Annotated in this window: 15 protein-coding genes; 2 read left to right on the forward strand and 13 right to left on the reverse strand. The window is 41.4% G+C overall.

Going from position 1 to position 16643, the window contains the following annotated elements:
• Nucleotides 1-2: 2 nt before the first annotated feature.
• The 8 genes from ilvD to ABS301_RS22110 all read right to left on the reverse strand — a co-directional run bounded on the left by ilvD (nucleotide 3) and on the right by ABS301_RS22110 (nucleotide 8817).
• Nucleotides 3-1664, reverse strand: coding sequence for a dihydroxy-acid dehydratase (gene ilvD, locus ABS301_RS22075; RefSeq protein ID WP_349674259.1), 1662 nt, complete (start codon nucleotides 1662-1664; stop codon nucleotides 3-5).
• Between the two features lie 126 nt (nucleotides 1665-1790).
• Entirely contained in the window at nucleotides 1791-2876 is a 1086-nt protein-coding gene (gene leuB / locus ABS301_RS22080) for a 3-isopropylmalate dehydrogenase (protein WP_349674260.1), read from the reverse strand.
• Nucleotides 2877-3096: 220 nt separating this feature from the next.
• Complete coding sequence (locus tag ABS301_RS22085) at nucleotides 3097-4080, reverse strand: DUF4340 domain-containing protein (RefSeq protein WP_349674261.1); 984 nt, start codon at nucleotides 4078-4080, stop codon at nucleotides 3097-3099.
• Nucleotides 4081-4095: 15 nt separating this feature from the next.
• On the reverse strand, nucleotides 4096-5466 hold the full coding sequence (locus ABS301_RS22090) for a Gldg family protein (protein ID WP_349674262.1): 1371 nt from the start codon (nucleotides 5464-5466) through the stop codon (nucleotides 4096-4098).
• 10 nt (nucleotides 5467-5476) lie between these two features.
• A complete protein-coding gene (locus ABS301_RS22095) occupies nucleotides 5477-6343 on the reverse strand; it encodes an ABC transporter permease subunit (RefSeq protein ID WP_349674263.1) in 867 nt (288 codons plus the stop codon).
• Nucleotides 6343-7377: an ABC transporter ATP-binding protein gene (locus ABS301_RS22100; RefSeq protein WP_349674264.1), complete on the reverse strand. Its 1035-nt coding sequence runs from the start codon at nucleotides 7375-7377 to the stop codon at nucleotides 6343-6345. The genes ABS301_RS22095 and ABS301_RS22100 overlap by 1 nt, the downstream gene beginning before the upstream one ends.
• A 182-nt stretch (nucleotides 7378-7559) precedes the next feature.
• Nucleotides 7560-8420, reverse strand: a complete 861-nt coding sequence (locus ABS301_RS22105; RefSeq protein ID WP_349674265.1) for a DNA-3-methyladenine glycosylase family protein — start codon at nucleotides 8418-8420, stop codon at nucleotides 7560-7562.
• Nucleotides 8407-8817, reverse strand: coding sequence for a MerR family transcriptional regulator (locus tag ABS301_RS22110; protein ID WP_349674266.1), 411 nt, complete (start codon nucleotides 8815-8817; stop codon nucleotides 8407-8409). Before ABS301_RS22110 ends, ABS301_RS22105 begins: the two co-directional genes overlap by 14 nt.
• Before the next feature lie 125 nt (nucleotides 8818-8942).
• On the opposite strand from ABS301_RS22110, the gene ABS301_RS22115 reads away from it, so the two are divergent.
• Both ABS301_RS22115 and ABS301_RS22120 read left to right on the forward strand, forming a co-directional pair.
• The gene (locus tag ABS301_RS22115; RefSeq protein WP_349674267.1) at nucleotides 8943-9794 is read left to right on the forward strand and encodes an aldo/keto reductase; all 852 of its coding nucleotides are present in this window, start codon (nucleotides 8943-8945) and stop codon (nucleotides 9792-9794) included.
• A gap of 28 nt (nucleotides 9795-9822) precedes the next feature.
• Nucleotides 9823-11007 carry an iron-containing alcohol dehydrogenase gene (locus ABS301_RS22120; RefSeq protein ID WP_349674268.1) on the forward strand — a complete coding sequence of 395 codons (1185 nt, stop codon included), beginning with the start codon at nucleotides 9823-9825 and terminating at the stop codon, nucleotides 11005-11007.
• A gap of 281 nt (nucleotides 11008-11288) precedes the next feature.
• Here ABS301_RS22120 and ABS301_RS22125 read toward each other — a convergent pair whose 3' ends face one another.
• From ABS301_RS22125 to ABS301_RS22145, 5 genes are all read right to left on the reverse strand, one after another.
• Nucleotides 11289-11498 carry a hypothetical protein gene (locus tag ABS301_RS22125; RefSeq protein WP_349674269.1) on the reverse strand — a complete coding sequence of 70 codons (210 nt, stop codon included), beginning with the start codon at nucleotides 11496-11498 and terminating at the stop codon, nucleotides 11289-11291.
• A gap of 175 nt (nucleotides 11499-11673) precedes the next feature.
• Entirely contained in the window at nucleotides 11674-13299 is a 1626-nt protein-coding gene (locus ABS301_RS22130) for a MutS-related protein (protein WP_349674270.1), read from the reverse strand.
• A 315-nt stretch (nucleotides 13300-13614) separates the two neighbouring features.
• Nucleotides 13615-14349, reverse strand: coding sequence for a hypothetical protein (locus ABS301_RS22135; protein ID WP_349674271.1), 735 nt, complete (start codon nucleotides 14347-14349; stop codon nucleotides 13615-13617).
• Nucleotides 14350-14689: 340 nt separating this feature from the next.
• Entirely contained in the window at nucleotides 14690-15298 is a 609-nt protein-coding gene (locus ABS301_RS22140) for an HAD family hydrolase (protein WP_349674272.1), read from the reverse strand.
• Nucleotides 15295-16638, reverse strand: a complete 1344-nt coding sequence (locus tag ABS301_RS22145; RefSeq protein ID WP_349674273.1) for an MATE family efflux transporter — start codon at nucleotides 16636-16638, stop codon at nucleotides 15295-15297. Before ABS301_RS22145 ends, ABS301_RS22140 begins: the two co-directional genes overlap by 4 nt.
• Between the last annotated feature and the right edge of the window lie 5 nt (nucleotides 16639-16643).

Below are 16643 nucleotides of genomic sequence, written 5' to 3' on the forward strand. Positions count from 1 at the left end.
CTTTATATTTCCAGGATTGCCCCACGGCTTGCCGGGGCTGCCATAGCCGCATATCTTGCCAGATATCCGGAAGTAACTAATGGCTTCCTTGGCTGCCATTTTTCCTTTCTGGCTGCCATCTCTTCGTCAGATACGTTTACATCCAGTCTGTGATTGTCAATATCTATGGATATGATATCGCCTTCCTCCACCAGTGCGATGGGGCCGCCCACGGCTGCCTCCGGACAGGTATGGCCGATGGAAGCTCCTCTGGAAGCCCCGCTGAACCGTCCGTCTGTGATGAGGGCTACGGTGGAGCCAAGTCCCATACCAGCAATGGCTGAGGTTGGGTTTAACATCTCTCTCATTCCAGGGCCGCCTTTTGGACCTTCATAACGGATTACTACCACGTCTCCTGCAACGATCTTTCCGCCCTTGATTGCTTCAATGGCATCCTCTTCACAGTCAAAGACTCTTGCGGGACCTTCGTGTTTTAACATCTCCGGAGCAACGGCAGAACGTTTTACAACTGCACTGTCCGGTGCTAAATTTCCTTTCAATATGGCGATACCGCCGGTGCTGCTATAGGGATTTTCCACCGGGCGAATAACTTCGGGATCTTTATTTACACATCCCTTAATGTTTTCTCCCACTGTTTTTCCAGTTGCCGTAATACAGTCCAGTTCTAAAAGTCCCAGCTTGCTGATCTCATTCATGACTGCATAAATGCCGCCTGCCTCGTTTAAATCTTCTATATAAGTAGGGCCAGCCGGAGCAAGGTGACAAAGGTTTGGAGTTTTTGCACTGATCTCATTGGCAAGCTCCAGATTTAAGTCCACGCCTGCTTCATGGGCAATAGCCGGAAGATGAAGCATACTGTTGGTGCTGCATCCAAGAGCCATATCCATGGTAAGAGCATTTCTAAATGCCTTCTCACTCATAATGTCACGGGGACATATATTTTTCTTTAACAGCTCCATAACCGCCATACCTGCATGTTTTGCAAGCTTTAAACGCTCGGAGTAAACCGCCGGAATGGTTCCATTTCCCTTTAAGCCCATTCCAAGAACTTCCGTTAAACTGTTCATACTGTTAGCCGTATACATACCGGAACAGGAACCGCAGGTCGGACATGCCTTCTGCTCATATTCCTTTACATCCTCTTCCGTCATCTTACCGGCAGTATAAGCTCCCACTGCTTCAAACATGCTGGAAAGACTGGTCTTATGGCCCTGCACACGTCCAGCCAACATTGGTCCGCCACTGACGAACACTGTAGGTATGTTAATGCGCGCTGCTGCCATTAAAAGTCCGGGAACATTTTTATCACAATTGGGTACCATAACCAGAGCATCAAAGGCATGGGCTCTTGCAAGACATTCCGTGGAGTCTGCAACCAAATCCCTGGTGACCAGTGAATACTTCATACCAATATGTCCCATGGCAATTCCGTCACAGACTGCAATGGCCGGAACCATGACTGGTGTTCCGCCTGCCATGGCAACTCCCATTTTGACGGCATCGACTATTTTATCCAGATTCATATGGCCTGGTACAATTTCATTATAAGAACTGACAATACCAATTAAAGGCCTTTCCATCTCTTCCTCTGTCATTCCCAGAGCATTAAAAAGGGAACGATGAGGTGCCTGCTGCATACCTTTTTTAACTGAATCACTTTTCATCTGCTGCACACTCCTTTTCTTTTTTCATAACTTTCTGATTATATGGAAATCCGGGAGCGTATAAAATCTGATGTTTTATCCGCTTCCGGCAATTTATAAATTTTAAATTGTTTGGTGCCAGAAGAGCTAATTAATCCGCTCTGCGATTAAGTCACCCATTTCTGTTGTAGACACCTTTTTAAACCCATCAGAGTAAATGTCTCCGGTCCGGTATCCTTCTTTTAAAACCTGCTCCACGGCTGCTTCCACTGCATCTGCTTCCCTGTCTAAATCAAAGGAATACCGAAGCATCATGGCTGCGGAGAGAATGGTTGCAATTGGATTTGCAATATTTTTTCCTGCGATATCTGGTGCAGAACCGTGGCTTGGTTCATACATACCAAATTTGCTTTCATTCATACTGGCCGAGGAGAGCATTCCGATGGATCCTGTAATCATGCTGGCTTCATCAGATAATATATCCCCGAACATGTTCTCCGTGAGAATTACATCAAACTGTCCCGGATTCATCACCAGCTGCATGGCACAGTTGTCTACCAGCATATGGTTCAGTGTCACTTCAGGATAGTCCTGAGCCACCTCTTCCACCACTTTTCTCCAAAGTCTGGAGGAGTCCAGTACATTGGCCTTATCTACACTGATGACCTGCTTTTTCCGCTTCATGGCAATATCAAACGCCTTTACTGCGATTCTGCGGATTTCATTCTCATTATAGGTAAGAGTATCCACGGCAGTCATCACACCGTCCACCTCTTTGGTGTAACGGTCTCCGAAGTAGAGTCCGCCAGTGAGTTCTCTCATGATGACCATATCAAAACCGTCACCGATAATCTCTTTTTTTAAAGGACAGGCATCAGCAAGTTCTTTATAAAGATAGGCGGGGCGGATATTTGCAAATAAATTAAGACCTTTGCGGATGGCTAGCAGCCCCGCTTCAGGTCTCAGATTCGGTGCCACATCGTACCATTTTGAATTTCCCACATTCCCCCCGACTGCACCAAGGAGAACGGAGTCGCTTTTTTTTGCTGTTTCCAATGCTTCGTCCGTTAATGGGACGCCATATGTATCAATGGATATCCCTCCCATTAAGACTTCTGTATACTCAAACAGGTGGTGATAAACTGCCCCAACCTTATCTAATATCTTTCTCGCCTCTCCAATGATTTCAGGCCCTATCCCGTCGCCAGGGATTACTGCAATGTTATAGTTCATTTGTACTCTCCCTCTGTGTCACTGTAATCTGCTGATATATTTCTTCTCATAATAGAACATTTGTCAGGATTTTTCAACTAAAATAAAATATTTTTACTGGAAAACATATATGAGAAAGGAATTGATACTATAATTAACGGTTATAAAAGAAGAGAAAACAGGAAAAAAGCAGTCCCGGAATTTTAAACCGAAACTGCTCTTTTCCTGTTTTGTCAATTGTTTATTTACTGATTTCCTCATTGACAGTCAGACATTTATCAACCGACGCCTTATCTATTTCATTTACAAAGGGAGAATTTTCTGTTCTTGTATAATAGCAGCTGGAATCCTCATTAAGACTTCCTACTGAAAGCTGGAATGTCTCATCCGTTCCATTTTTGTTATAAGTATAGGAAATAACAGAAGAAGGCTGATCAAGACCGTAATCCTTTAACTGGGAATCCGTTACATTATAGTTTGGACAGCTCTTTACCTTCAGGCCTGCAAGAGAATCAGCCAGCACATTTAATGGAGAATTGTCATCCACCTTATTTTCTGCGTTGTCTGCTGAGTCCTTATACCACTCAATGGTTCCTTTCTCATCGTCCAGCTTTTTCTTTACGAACTGTTTCCTGCGGTCTGCCTTGGTCACAGTAATTCCTGTGATATCGGTTCCGGCAATTGCCGGGAATTCTTCCAGAGCCATAAAGTCATTCAGACTGCTGTCTGTCTCCGTATAAAGGGAAGAACCGATGAGATAAGGGGCATCCTCTCCCTGGATTGCAGCATAGTAATCTCCGTCCGGAGTAGCATTTCCAAGGAGAATCACTGACTTTTTATTGTCTGCACCAGTGACTGTAATGGTACGGATGGGCTGATCCAGTCCATATGCCCCAAATCCATCTCCGTCTTCCAGTTTTCTCACTGCTTCCAGATTAGAGACAGTGGAAGCAATCCCGTCCATTTTGGTCTGCATCACCGGAAATTTCTCATCCTGATCATAGACCCATTTTCCGTCCTTTTTTGTAAAGGAGATCTCATTGCCATCCCGGTCATAAGAAACTGACTGAATTTCAGAAAAGTCGGTCATATAAACCTTGGAGGCCTCCTTCTGATTTTCCGTTTTTTTCTGGGAGCGGTCCATGTACTGCCCCACTCCCACATACACTGCACAGAGTACCACTAACGCGGCAGCCCCAAATATCAGTCCGTTTTTTTTCTTCATAAGTCCCGCCTCCTTCTACAGACGTCTGCGCTTTAACCAGATCATAAGTCCGCAGCCAAGGGACGCCGCAGGAATAATTAAGATAAACAGGATTCCCCACATACCGCCGTGTGTCACCGTATTATAGGTCACGTCAAGACTCTTGGAGGGGATGGAAACATTGGCTACGTCTTCAAAATTAGAAGTCACTGCGTTCATAAACAGAGTCAGGTTACTTAAGTTGGTAAAACTGGTATTTAAACTTTCATCAATTAGAGAAGGGGTAGAAAATACAGTCAGACGGGCTGATCCCGTATCCAGCTTCTTTTCTGAAACAGCTCCCAGAATGTAGGTTCCTTTCTTCTGAGCATCCGGAGTAACAAGCATTCCTGCTTCACTGGTCTGCATAAACGGAGTTACGTTGACTCCCTCCGGCAGATTTTCAGCCTGAGTAAATGCACCTGACTGGAGTACCAGTGCTGCACTCTTTATATCAACACCATTAGTCACTTCACTGCCAGACTCAATGGTCGGGAAAATGTAGTAAGGATTGTTCTGATAAAAGTTCTTGGTATCCGCAGCCATACCATTTTCCAGGTTCAGTCCATATGCGCTCATGACAGATGTCAGGTTTGGACGCTCTTTTTCTGAATATCCGGCAATGATTAACACGTGGCCGCCTTTGTCCAGATAATCGGAGATCATGGTTTTCTCATCATTGGCAAGATCGGAAGCGGGAGCATTCATAAGAAGAAGTTCGCAGTCCTCAGGAATCTTTCCGTCTTTTAAAAGATTAATGCTGTTAACCGTTAAATTGGATTTACCCAGCATATCGGTTACCGTCGCTCCAAATGCCGCCTCTCCATGTCCCTCTGTGACATAGATGGTTTTGGAAACATTGCTGGTCACATGGGAAATTGCTCCTGTCACCTGACCTTCTCCGTCAAATGCGGTCTCTTTTGCCTGCCCGTAATAGTAATAAGAGGACTCATCCATTTTTATAATATCAGTAAATGGAATGGACTGGGTTTTATTGGTAGATTCGCAGCTTACAAGAATCGTGCCATCTGTGGCATTCAGCTTTTTAACCTGTTCCGGGTGAAGTACCGAATCCACTGTTTCCACTTTTACATGGCTGGATAAATCCTCGTAACGTTTTAAAAAGCTGGTAATCCGTTTATCCACACTTGCCGGATCTCCTACCACATAAATCGTTACATCCTTATCCAGTGCTTTGATTAAGTCACTGGTGGTTCCTCCCAGGGTATAGATCTGGCTGCTGCTCATATCCCATTGCCGCACCTTTTCGGGAAGACGTCCCACAATCAAATTGAGTATAATTACCGCAGCTATGACAATCACGGAAAGGATTGCAGTATAGCCGCCTTTTTTTAATTTTCTGGTCATTTCCATCCTCCTAACTCCATCTGCGTTTCTCTATGGACTGCACAGTCAGGAATACCAGCAGGAATATAATGCTGATATAGGTAACCAAACCGCCCAAATCAAAAATATAATGAGTAGCAAAGTTCTGGAATACACCGGTGATTGCAACCTTTTCCATCACATTTGTCAGTGCCCGGTCAAACAAACCTTTTTTGATTAAGTATAATCCAACCATTACGATGATCCCAGCTGCTTCTAAAATTACTGCAAGACCGGTATGGCTGGTGATCCGGTTAACAATCAGTACTGCCAGAGACCAGAGCAGGAAAAATCCAATCAGAGAACCCAGTGCAGTAGTTGGTAAAAATCCCACCAGATTAGGCCACAAAAGCAGGAGAAGAATAATACCAAAGGTTCCTACTGCAGCTATGATCTGACTCTCTGTAAGGGAAGAAATAAACATTCCTATGGCAATATAAACACAGCCCAGTAAGAAAAACGCCAGAATTGCCGCATAATCTGCCTTTAAATGGGCAGTTCCATTCATCTTTATAATCAGCGGGCAAAGACAGGATAAAACAACTGGAACTGCAAATATGGTAACCATGGAAAGATATTTCCCCAGGACTATTTTTCCCACAGAGACCGGAGAAGTTAACAATAGCTGATCGGTCTTAGTCTTTCTGTCATCTGCAAAACTTCTCATGGTCAAAACCGGAATCCCGATCATAATGATTGTTACCATTCCCGATAAGGTATAAGAAAAATACGGATATCCGCTCATCATGTTGTACGCCATGAAGTAAATACCAATAAAAAGCACCATAAATGCTATAAATACATATCCGGTCATGGACTGGAAGTAAGATTTCAGCTCTCTTCTATAAACAGCAGCCATTATAATTCCTCCTCTCCATCACTATTTTTATTTTCTGTATCTGTTTTTTCTGTTTCCTCATCTGCATTCAGTTCTCTATCTTCAGATTCTGCATCTGCCGTCAGCTCTAAGAAAACTTCTTCCAACGAAGCCTTGTTTACATGCATGGAAAGGATTGGCAGTCGGTTATCGGCAAAAGCAAAGAAAATAACTTCCCGGATATCCACTCCTTCTTCCCCTGTACTGGCTAAACGGAACGTCACCTTTTTTACTGCCTCTTCTCCGCCTTCTTTCACGTTTACGTCAGCTGCCTGGGGAATGGTGTCAAGAATATCACGGATCTGAACTTCTTCTCCCTTTATCAGCAGTTCCATACCGGAAGCATCTGCCATCTGGCGCTCTAAGTTTTCCGGTGTATCGCTGGCAATCAGCCGTCCCCGGTCTATAATCAGCACATGATCGCAGACCGCGCTTACTTCGGAAAGAATATGGGAACTTAAAATAACCGTATGTTTCTGTCCCAGTTCTCTTATGGTGTCCCGTATTTCAATGATCTGTTTCGGATCTAATCCCACGGTTGGTTCATCTAATATAATAACCGGAGGGAATCCCAGAACTGCCTGGGCGAGCCCTACTCTTTGTCTGTAGCCTTTTGAGAGGTTACGAATCAGGCGTCCGCTTACATCGGTAAGCTTCGCTAAGTTCATTACTTTAAGGACTTCCTCTTCCCTGTCTTTTTTCGGTATTTTCTTTAATTCAGCAGCAAAATCAAGCTGTTCCTTTACTGTCATATCGACGTAAAGAGGGGGTAGCTCCGGCAGATAACCAATGCACCTTTTTGCCTCCTCCGGATCTTCTAAAATGTTATGGCCATTAATCCACACATCACCCTCGGTCGCACCTATGTAACCGGTTATAATATTCATTGTAGTGGATTTTCCTGCTCCGTTAGGCCCCAGAAAACCATAGATCTTGCCATCCTGAATGGTAAAGTTTAAATGATCCACAGCCAGATGCCCGCCGTAATCTTTTACCAGATTTTTGACTTCAATCAACTCTCTCTCCTCCTGTTCTATTTTCATAATCGTGTCCTTACTTAGGGTAAAAGGGAATTGTGAATATTGTGTGATTTAACTTTGTTTATTGTGTGATAAAAGTATGAATTATTTCGACAAAAGAAAAGACAAGAACAGCCTGGAGCATCCCATGCCCAGACTGTCCGTCATAAAGAGGTGATTTATTCCGCCGCCAACCGGTTGATTTTATGGTAAAACATATATTGCTGCAAGATTCCTGCATACCCCTCATACCGCTTAAGTGGGAAACCATTGGGATAATATGTGGTTATTATCTGTTTCACATGGGTATCAACGGGGAAAGCGCCTACATGGTGAAGTCCGAACAGGCAGACACAATCTGCCACCTTCTTTCCAATCCCATACTGTTTTAAGAGTGTGGCATGAGCATTCTCGTAATCCGCTTCCTTTAAATCAGACAACCAATTCTCTCCCTCCGGCCCGCTGCAGCGCTGAACGATATGAAGAATATACTTATCCCGATATCCCAGCCCCAGATCGGACAGACCGGGAAGGCCGGCGGAAACAATGGATTCAGGCGTCGGAAACGTCATAAAGCTTCTCGTAACCTCTTCCCACATTCCAGCAGAAGACATTACCAGTCCTCTGCCCTTCTTTTCCGTCCCAAACCGATTACATAAACCCCGCACGCTCCCCTTAATCCGGGGAATATTATTATTCTGGGATATCAGAAAAGTAACCAGCATCTCCCATAGATCCTGGCGAAGGATTCTAACTCCCCAGCCGCACCGGATGGCTTCCCGTAAATAAGAGTCCTCTTCCGGCACCTGTCTTTTATATCCGCAGTAATCCCCTTCCAGATCAAAATAATGGGACCATACCCGTTGAAACTCTTCCTCTTCACAGGAGAAAAGAAACTCTTCCCCTACTTTCACTGCTTCTATGTATTGTGCTCCAGCCGTAACAGACCAGATCCCCTGCTCCAGTTCTTTCATGCGAAAACACTGTCCTGACTTCGCAATCTGTCCCAGATCCATATCATTAATCTTAATCCGAACCATGACTGACTGCTCCATTCTCACTATTCAGATCCATATATTTCTCATACTGATCCGTGAAATAAGTGATTTTATGATCCACTTTGCATAAGTACTTCTGCAGCCCGGCAATCTGATCCTCTACCTCTTTTTTGTGGGCTATCAGCATGGAACATCGTTCTTTTAACGTCTCTTTTCCCTGTAAGCTCAGCTCCACAAATTCCCTGATCTGTTTGATCGCCATCCCTGTATTTTTCAGACAGCAGATTAAAGACAGCCACTCTAAGTCCCCCTCGGAATAACGGCGGATTCCGCTTTCACTTCTGTCTACGAATGGAAGAAGCCCTTCCCGTTCATAATACCGGAGAACGTGTGGCTTTAAATGTGTCTTTTCTGATACCTGTTTTATGGTGTAATTCATTTTTATCCTTTTCCGGCAGATTTTCCAATCTGTCTCTTGACTTAAAGTTAACGTTAAGGTTTACAATACTTACTATACAATAGTTTGATCCGTCGATCAAGCAAAATCAATAAGGAGGTTCCTGAATGAAATCTTTATCTGACAACTATATACTGGCTAATGGTGTGAAAATCCCCTGCATCGGCTTTGGCACCTGGAAAGCACAAAATGGAGAAACCGCAGTCAATGCGGTAAAGCAGGCGCTTAAGACTGGCTACCGTCATATCGATACTGCTGCACTCTATTACAATGAAGAAAGCGTTGGAACCGGAATTAAGGAAAGCGGCGTTCCAAGAGAAGAGATCTTTGTTACCAGCAAGCTTCAAAACCCAGAGCATGGATATGAGGAAACACTGAATGCCTTTGAGGCGACCATGAAAAACTTAGATCTGGATTACTTAGACCTGTACTTAATTCATTGGCCCAATCCCATTAAGTCCCGTGCCAACTGGCAGGAGGCCAATGCAGGCACATGGAAAGCATTTGAAGAACTGTATGAGGCGGGCCGTATCCGTTCCATCGGTGTCAGCAATTTCCGGATTCATCACTTAGAAGAACTTATGAAGACAGCAAAAATTGCACCTATGGTAAACCAGATCAGACTTTGCCCGGGTGATACCCAGGATGAACTGGTTTCTTACTTAAAGGAACACAATATACTGGCAGAAGCTTACAGTCCTCTGGGATCGGGAAAAATATTTGAAGTTCCGGAAATGATTGCACTGTCAGAGAAATATGGTAAATCCATTGCACAGATTTGTGTCAGATGGAGCTTACAGATGGGCTTTCTTCCTTTGCCCAAGTCCGTCACAAAAGAGCGGATTGAAGAAAATGCCCATGTATTTGATTTTGAGCTTACAGCCGAGGATGTATCCATCATTGCCGGCTTAAAGGGCTGCTGCGGATATTCCACCAACCCGGATACCACAGATTTTTAAATAATGGATAGAAAAGAGGGGTATTACCATGTTAAATTTTGATTTTCACATTCCTACCCGCATCTGCTTTGGAAAAGACTCTCATAAGGAAATCGGAAGCCTTCTTGCTCCTTATGCAAAAAAGGTACTTTTGCATTACAGCGGGGACAGAATCAAAAAGAACGGTCTGTATGATACCGTTGCCCAGTCTTTAAAAGATAATGGAATTGAATTTGCGGAGCTGGGAGGAGTCGTACCCAATCCACGGCTGTCACTTGTTTATGAAGGCATCAGACTTTGCAAAGACCAGGGTATTGACTTAATTCTGGCAGTTGGCGGCGGAAGCGTGATTGACTCTGCAAAGGCCATTGCCATTGGGGTTTGCTATGAGGGAGATGTCTGGGACGTATATGAACAGGGAAAAGCCATTACTGCTGCCCTTCCGGTTGCTACGATTTTGACCATTCCGGCTGCAGGAAGCGAATCCAGCAACAGTACGGTCATTACCAACGAAGATAAGCAGATGAAACTGGGATATGGAAGCGATCTGGTCCGTCCGGTCTTAAGTGTAATGAATCCCGAGTTTTTCTTTACTCTTCCGAAAAACCAGATTGCCAATGGTGTGGCTGATATGATGAGTCATATATTTGAGCGTTATTTTACCAATACCCTGAATACAGATCTGACAGACGGTCTTTGTGAAACCACGTTAAAATCAATTATGAGACATGCTCTTCTGGTTTCGGAAAATCCCAGGGACTACGACGCCTGGTGTCAGGTGGGTCTGGGAGGCACCATTGCCCACAACGATTTACTGGGTCTGGGCCGCAGACAGGACTGGGCTTGCCACGGTATGGAACATGAACTGAGTGCAATATACGATGTAGCTCACGGCGCCGGACTGGCTGTCCTTACTCCTGCCTGGATGAAATATGTTTATAAAACAAACATCAACATGTTTGTCCAGTTTGCTGTTAATGTTATGGGTGTGGAAGGAAGCTTCCGGGATCCTGATTCCATCGTACTGGAAGGAATCAACCGCCTGTCCCGGTTCTTTGTGAAAATGGGTCTTCCCACAACACTTGAGGAACTGGGTATTGACAGCACCAATTTAGAGCTGATGGCGAAAAAATCAACTGGGGAGGCCTACGGCGCCGAACACCCACTTGGCGGGCTAAAAAAGCTGTACTGGCAGGATGTTCTGGAAATTTATAAAATGGCTTCCAAATCATAAAATAAAGTTAGAAACCGGGAGAATTAAAAAATTCTCCCGGTTTGATATGTAGCACGACCATAAACGAATAAAAACTTGGAATCGTATTCAGAAGAGTGATTTTTTACTATCGGCAAAGTAAAATCTGTTATTACAGCCAAATTCAATATAGTATCGGCAATAAACATTTTGTTGAAGCAGATCTGTTTTTCCGGTGTAGCGAGGCGGAATATCAGTTTTTCTTAAATCATTGTTACACTTCGTTCCGTACTGAAAATTTATATTGAATAACTCTAGCTAATTTACAAAGCATCTAAATCTATTACTCTGCTATAAATATGAAGTATTTGTGGACGATGAGTTATTATAATTGCCGTTTTATTATTAAGTAATTCCTCCATTTTACTACATACCTTCTTCTCACTTTCAATATCCATAAATGAAGTAGGTTCATCAAGAATATACATTTGCTTGGGGGAAGAGAACATTCTAATTAAAAATATTTTTTGCAACTAGCCTCCTGATATATTCATACTGTTTTCATTAATATAAGTTTCCCATCCATTACTAAATTTACTTACATTAAGTTCAAAGGCCTTAATCATTCCCAACCATTAACAATAATAAGTGTTTCCATATTATATCCTCTTTTTAAAATGTATATAAAACCCTCATAGGTAAGCACACTTAAATAATCTTGTTTTCACTTAGGAGTAATCTCACTGCCTCTTGTGTTATTTCTTCGGGAAATTCCATATACTCTAATAATTTTATAGCATTACGCGATATAGCGGGGCCTTGATGAATCTTATATTCAAATATTACTTTTTTATCACTTATATGTTCCGTAAAATGATAGTTTTCAAAATAATTTCCCAATATATCCGTTAATTCAATATCATGAGTAGCAACTACTGTAATACAATTTTTTCCATATAGATATTTCAATACTGCAACTGATGCAGCAATTCGCTCTTCGGTATTTGTCCCTCGTAAAATTTCGTCGATAATACAGAAAACTAATTTCTTATCATTTAATGCTCGAATGATTCTTCTTATATATTTAATCTCTTTAATATAATAACTTTCTGCTGTCGAAACTTCATCCCGAACAGCCATTGAGGTAATTATTGCAGAATAGGGAATTATAAAGTTTTTGGCAAGACATGTAGAAATGTTTTGTGCTAAGATTGCATTAATTGCCAAAGCTTTTATAAATGTAGATTTACCTGAGGCATTCGAACCTGTAATAATACATCCATTTTTTATAATTATGGAATTATAAATTGGATTTTTTACTAAAGGATGATAAATATCTTCTGCTTTAATATGATTATCTTTACAAAATATTGGTGTACAATAGAATGGGAGTGTTTTTCTAAATGATGCAATTGAAATTGCTGAATCTATTTCACCAATTACTATATATAATTCCATTAATTCTTTCTGATATCCGATTAATTGGCAAATTATTTTATCATATTGAATTATATCCCATAAAGTAATACCAAAAGTCATTGATTCTAATAATGTCATAGCATCACCAGATAAATTAGATGGCGATCGATGCTGCAATTTACTAATCTTAATTAACAGTGGACGGAATTTGTCTAAATTATAACCTAAATCTTTAAATATATTATTGTATTTAATAACTGGTTGATCTACAATACGTTTAGATGCAATTAAAATTTTAAGTACACTACTAAGCATATTAAGATAAGATTCATATCTACTTTTTTGAAAAGAATAAATAACAATATTAATTAAAGCTACAAAGAATGGAAATAATAGAAAAGTGTAATTTAAATTTGCTATAGCCGGTATAAATGAAATCAGTAATAGTATTCTCATAAAGTGGAAATATTCTATATTAGTTATTCTAAACGCTTCTAAATTTTTTATATAATCTGGCAGATAATAACTATCACGGTTCTGTCCTATTCTGGAAATTATATACCATATTTCATTTCTTTCTATTGATTCTGATTCAAAATAATTAATTTTATTTTCTAATCCTGCATAATCTCTCTCATTAATCTTAGTCTCATGTAAAATAGAATATAAGTTTTGTTCTCCTGCAAATGATTTACAATTATTTATTTTACAATAAACTTTATCCATTTCCAGATCATACCAAGTAACATCGTCAATATGATCAATCGCTTTTATATTTGCTGATTTAATTTGCCAATATCTCTCAATCAATTCTATTTCAAAATACTGATCTTCAATTTTTTTACCAAAAGACTTTTTAATTTCATCCTTAATATTATTAATTCTTTTTAATTTTATTTTTTTTTCGATGATCAAAAAAGCGTTATAAAAATTATCACCGATAACGAAATAATTATTAGCATATTATCACTCCTGCATAAACTTCGCCTTGTTTATATTAAAATATTAATAACAATGTATCTCTATACTATATTAGTATATACTTAATTAATATATTTTCTACCCATGTGCCAAAATTATATACGTTGAGTTCCAAAATTTGCATTTTACTCCAATATTCACTTAAGATGTTCTTTAAAAAAGGATAAAATTACTTACTAAAAATCAGACAGCTACATATGAAAAGACTCCAGGATTGTTTACCTGGAGCCGCCATGACTTTATTCTTGCTTATTCCCAATAAACCACAACATTTTTTGCCGCATCATCTACATACGTCATATACCGTATGGATTTTTCAAACTGACTTCTGGGCATACTGATCAAAACAGAAGTATCCCATGGATTGATCACCACTACAGTGTTTTTATTTACACTCTTAATGGAATAGGAATGACCGCCATCGCCAATAATTCCTCTGCCTGGGTCTGCTATATTAAAATCGCAGGCTGCTGTAATTCCCTCGCCGTTCTGGCACTTGGCAGCCATGATATTCATGATTTCTGTTTTATTTGACTGCCAGTATGTTCTCTGCTTGAATCCGGTCATCGTCGTAAATACATCACAGGCAAAACAACTGTTATATACATTCATAGCCTTCTGTAATCCGGCTTCAATGACTCTGGCATCCAGATCCCCTTCAATGTACGCATTTTCAACATCCCAGTCCGTTACTGTTTGTCTTCCGGAACCGAAATTAAGTGTATAGGTACCATTATAATTATCTGTAATCATTTTTCTAAAGATTTTTCTCCCATATTTGCTGTTATCCAATGCCTGTATGGCTGAAACTGCTCCACAGTCATTAGCATCACCCTGATGGAATGTGCTTAGCTTCCCATCCAGCTGTGTTGTGGGATCACCTGCATATGCTGTAATTGGTGTAAAAGCCGTACCTGCTGCTATTCCCAGTGCTAAGCAGAACGCTCCGATTCTTGTTTTAACTTTTCTCATTTTAGTATTCATTCTTATATCGATTCCTTTCGTTTCTCAAGTCTTAATTTGTAACGATGTCCGCAAGACTTTTTCATACTGTCCTTCTTCCACTCATAATATCCCAAGTATTTCAATTTTGATTGATTTTCCTAGCTGCTGTTCATTTCTATTCATCCCCCCTGTTTTTTCTTTGTCTTTTGGATACGCTATCGAAACAATTATATCCTATTTTGTCACAAAAAGACGTATCATGTAATAAATAGTAGTCTGCATGTAACTTTTGGTGGATTTATGTCTGTTTTTTCCGCTATTCCGCTATTAACAAAAAAATCAGGGAGTTTCTGCTCCCTGACCGTTTGGCTTTTTCTAATTAATTCAATTTGCTCAGACATTCCTTCAGTGCTTCCATATTTCTATCAGCAAAGCAGTACCCGTCCATACCGCATTCCCTTGCCCCTTCCACATTCATAAGCAGGTCATCAATAAAAAAACATTCCTCCGGCTTTAGATGGAACCGTTCAAAGAGATGCCCGTACATCTCCTTTTGCGGCTTCATGCATTTTACTTCTGCAGAAAACAGAACTCCATCAAAATACTCGATTCCCGGTATAATAGTGGTATAAGTCAACAGGCGGAGAGATGCATTGGAACATAAATAGATCCCATATCCCTGTTCCTTTAGCTCCCGCACAAGTTCTCCCATCTCGTTTACGGGATACATATTATATTCATGCCAGTGTTTCAGGCAAAGCTCCGCCATTTCCTTTGCGTGGTCTGTGGACAGACGGGACTGCATTCTCCTTAAGGCATCCTCCTCAGATATCAGTCCCATATCAAGCAACAGCCATTCCTGGGAATCGAAAACCGATGTGCAGACTTCTTTTCGTTCCGCTTCATCATCCATAAATACTGCGCCAACCTTATGTCCTTCGTAATCAACCAGTACTTTTCCCATATCGAATACTATGTTCTTTATCATCTGTCACTCTCCTGTAGTAATTCATTTCTATTTTTAAACCAAAAATAATAAGGTACTTCTGCAAGAAGCATACAGGCCCAGCCGATGAGACTGGCATATGCAACTCCCTTCAGTCCCATCACAGGGACGAAAAGAGATACGAATACCACCCGCACAGAGATCTGGATCAGGGTTGAGATCAAGGTAATGGACATATTTCCCATCCCTCTGAAAAATCCCTGAATCCCATTGGTAAACGCAGGCATGAGGTAGAAAAATGCCATCAGTCCCAGATATTGTACCCCAATGCCAACCATTCCCGTATCATTCTCTGATACAAACAGCTTCATCACAGGCTCTTTTATGACAAGGATTAAGATGCAGATGAAAACCCAGTATCCTGCCTCAATCATAAGTCCTGTACGAAACCCCTTCCTGATCCGGCTGCTGTTTTTTGCCCCTCTGTTCTGGGCTACAAAGGTCATGATCCCGCTGGAAATACTCTGCTCCGGCGTAAATGCAAAATCATCCACTCTGTTTACCGCATTGAATGCTGCAATGGTACTGACTCCAAGAGGATTGATCATCCCCTGAATCAAAAGCTTCCCGATGGGTTGGCAGGATTGCTGCAGCGCTGTAATTGCCCCCTGCCTTAACGTCAGGTTTAAAAGCTCCTTGTCCAGCCGCATTTCCTTCCTGCCCAATTTAAGAAGAGGAACCTTTCTATATATGTAAATAATACAAAGCCCGGCAGATACCGCCTCTGCAATCACCGTAGCAACCGCTGCTCCGATTACATCCATATGAAACCATGCTACAAACACCACATCTAACAGCCCGTTTAACACAGCAGCCGCGGCCAGAAAACGAACCGGAGTTTTGGAATCTCCCACACTTCTTAGTGCAGATGCCACTGCATTATAAAAAAACGTAAAAGGCATTCCCAGAAATATAATCTGCAGATACATGGCTGCAGCTTCTAAAATCTGATCCGGAACCCGAAGCAGCCTTAAGATGCCCCTGGACGCCACAAATCCCAGTGCAGCAATAATAAGAGAAAAGAAACACCCAAAAATAAGTATGGTAGAAACCTCTTCTTTCAGCCTTTTTTCATCACCTGCTCCGAAAAATTCACTCATCAGCACCGACGCTCCGATGCAGATTCCTGTAATTCCTAAAATTACAATGCTCATAACAGGGTTTGCAGTTCCCACTGCAGCAAGGGCATCTTCTCCCGCATAACGCCCGACTATAATGGAATCCACCGCATTGTAAGTCAGCTGAAATAAATTACCCAAAACCAGAGGAATGGAAAAACGAATCAGCTGGGAGGAAATATTGCCTTTTGTCATATCTTTCATCTAGT

The organism is Lacrimispora sp., assembly GCF_031982545.1.
Classification (GTDB): domain Bacteria; phylum Bacillota; class Clostridia; order Lachnospirales; family Lachnospiraceae; genus Lacrimispora.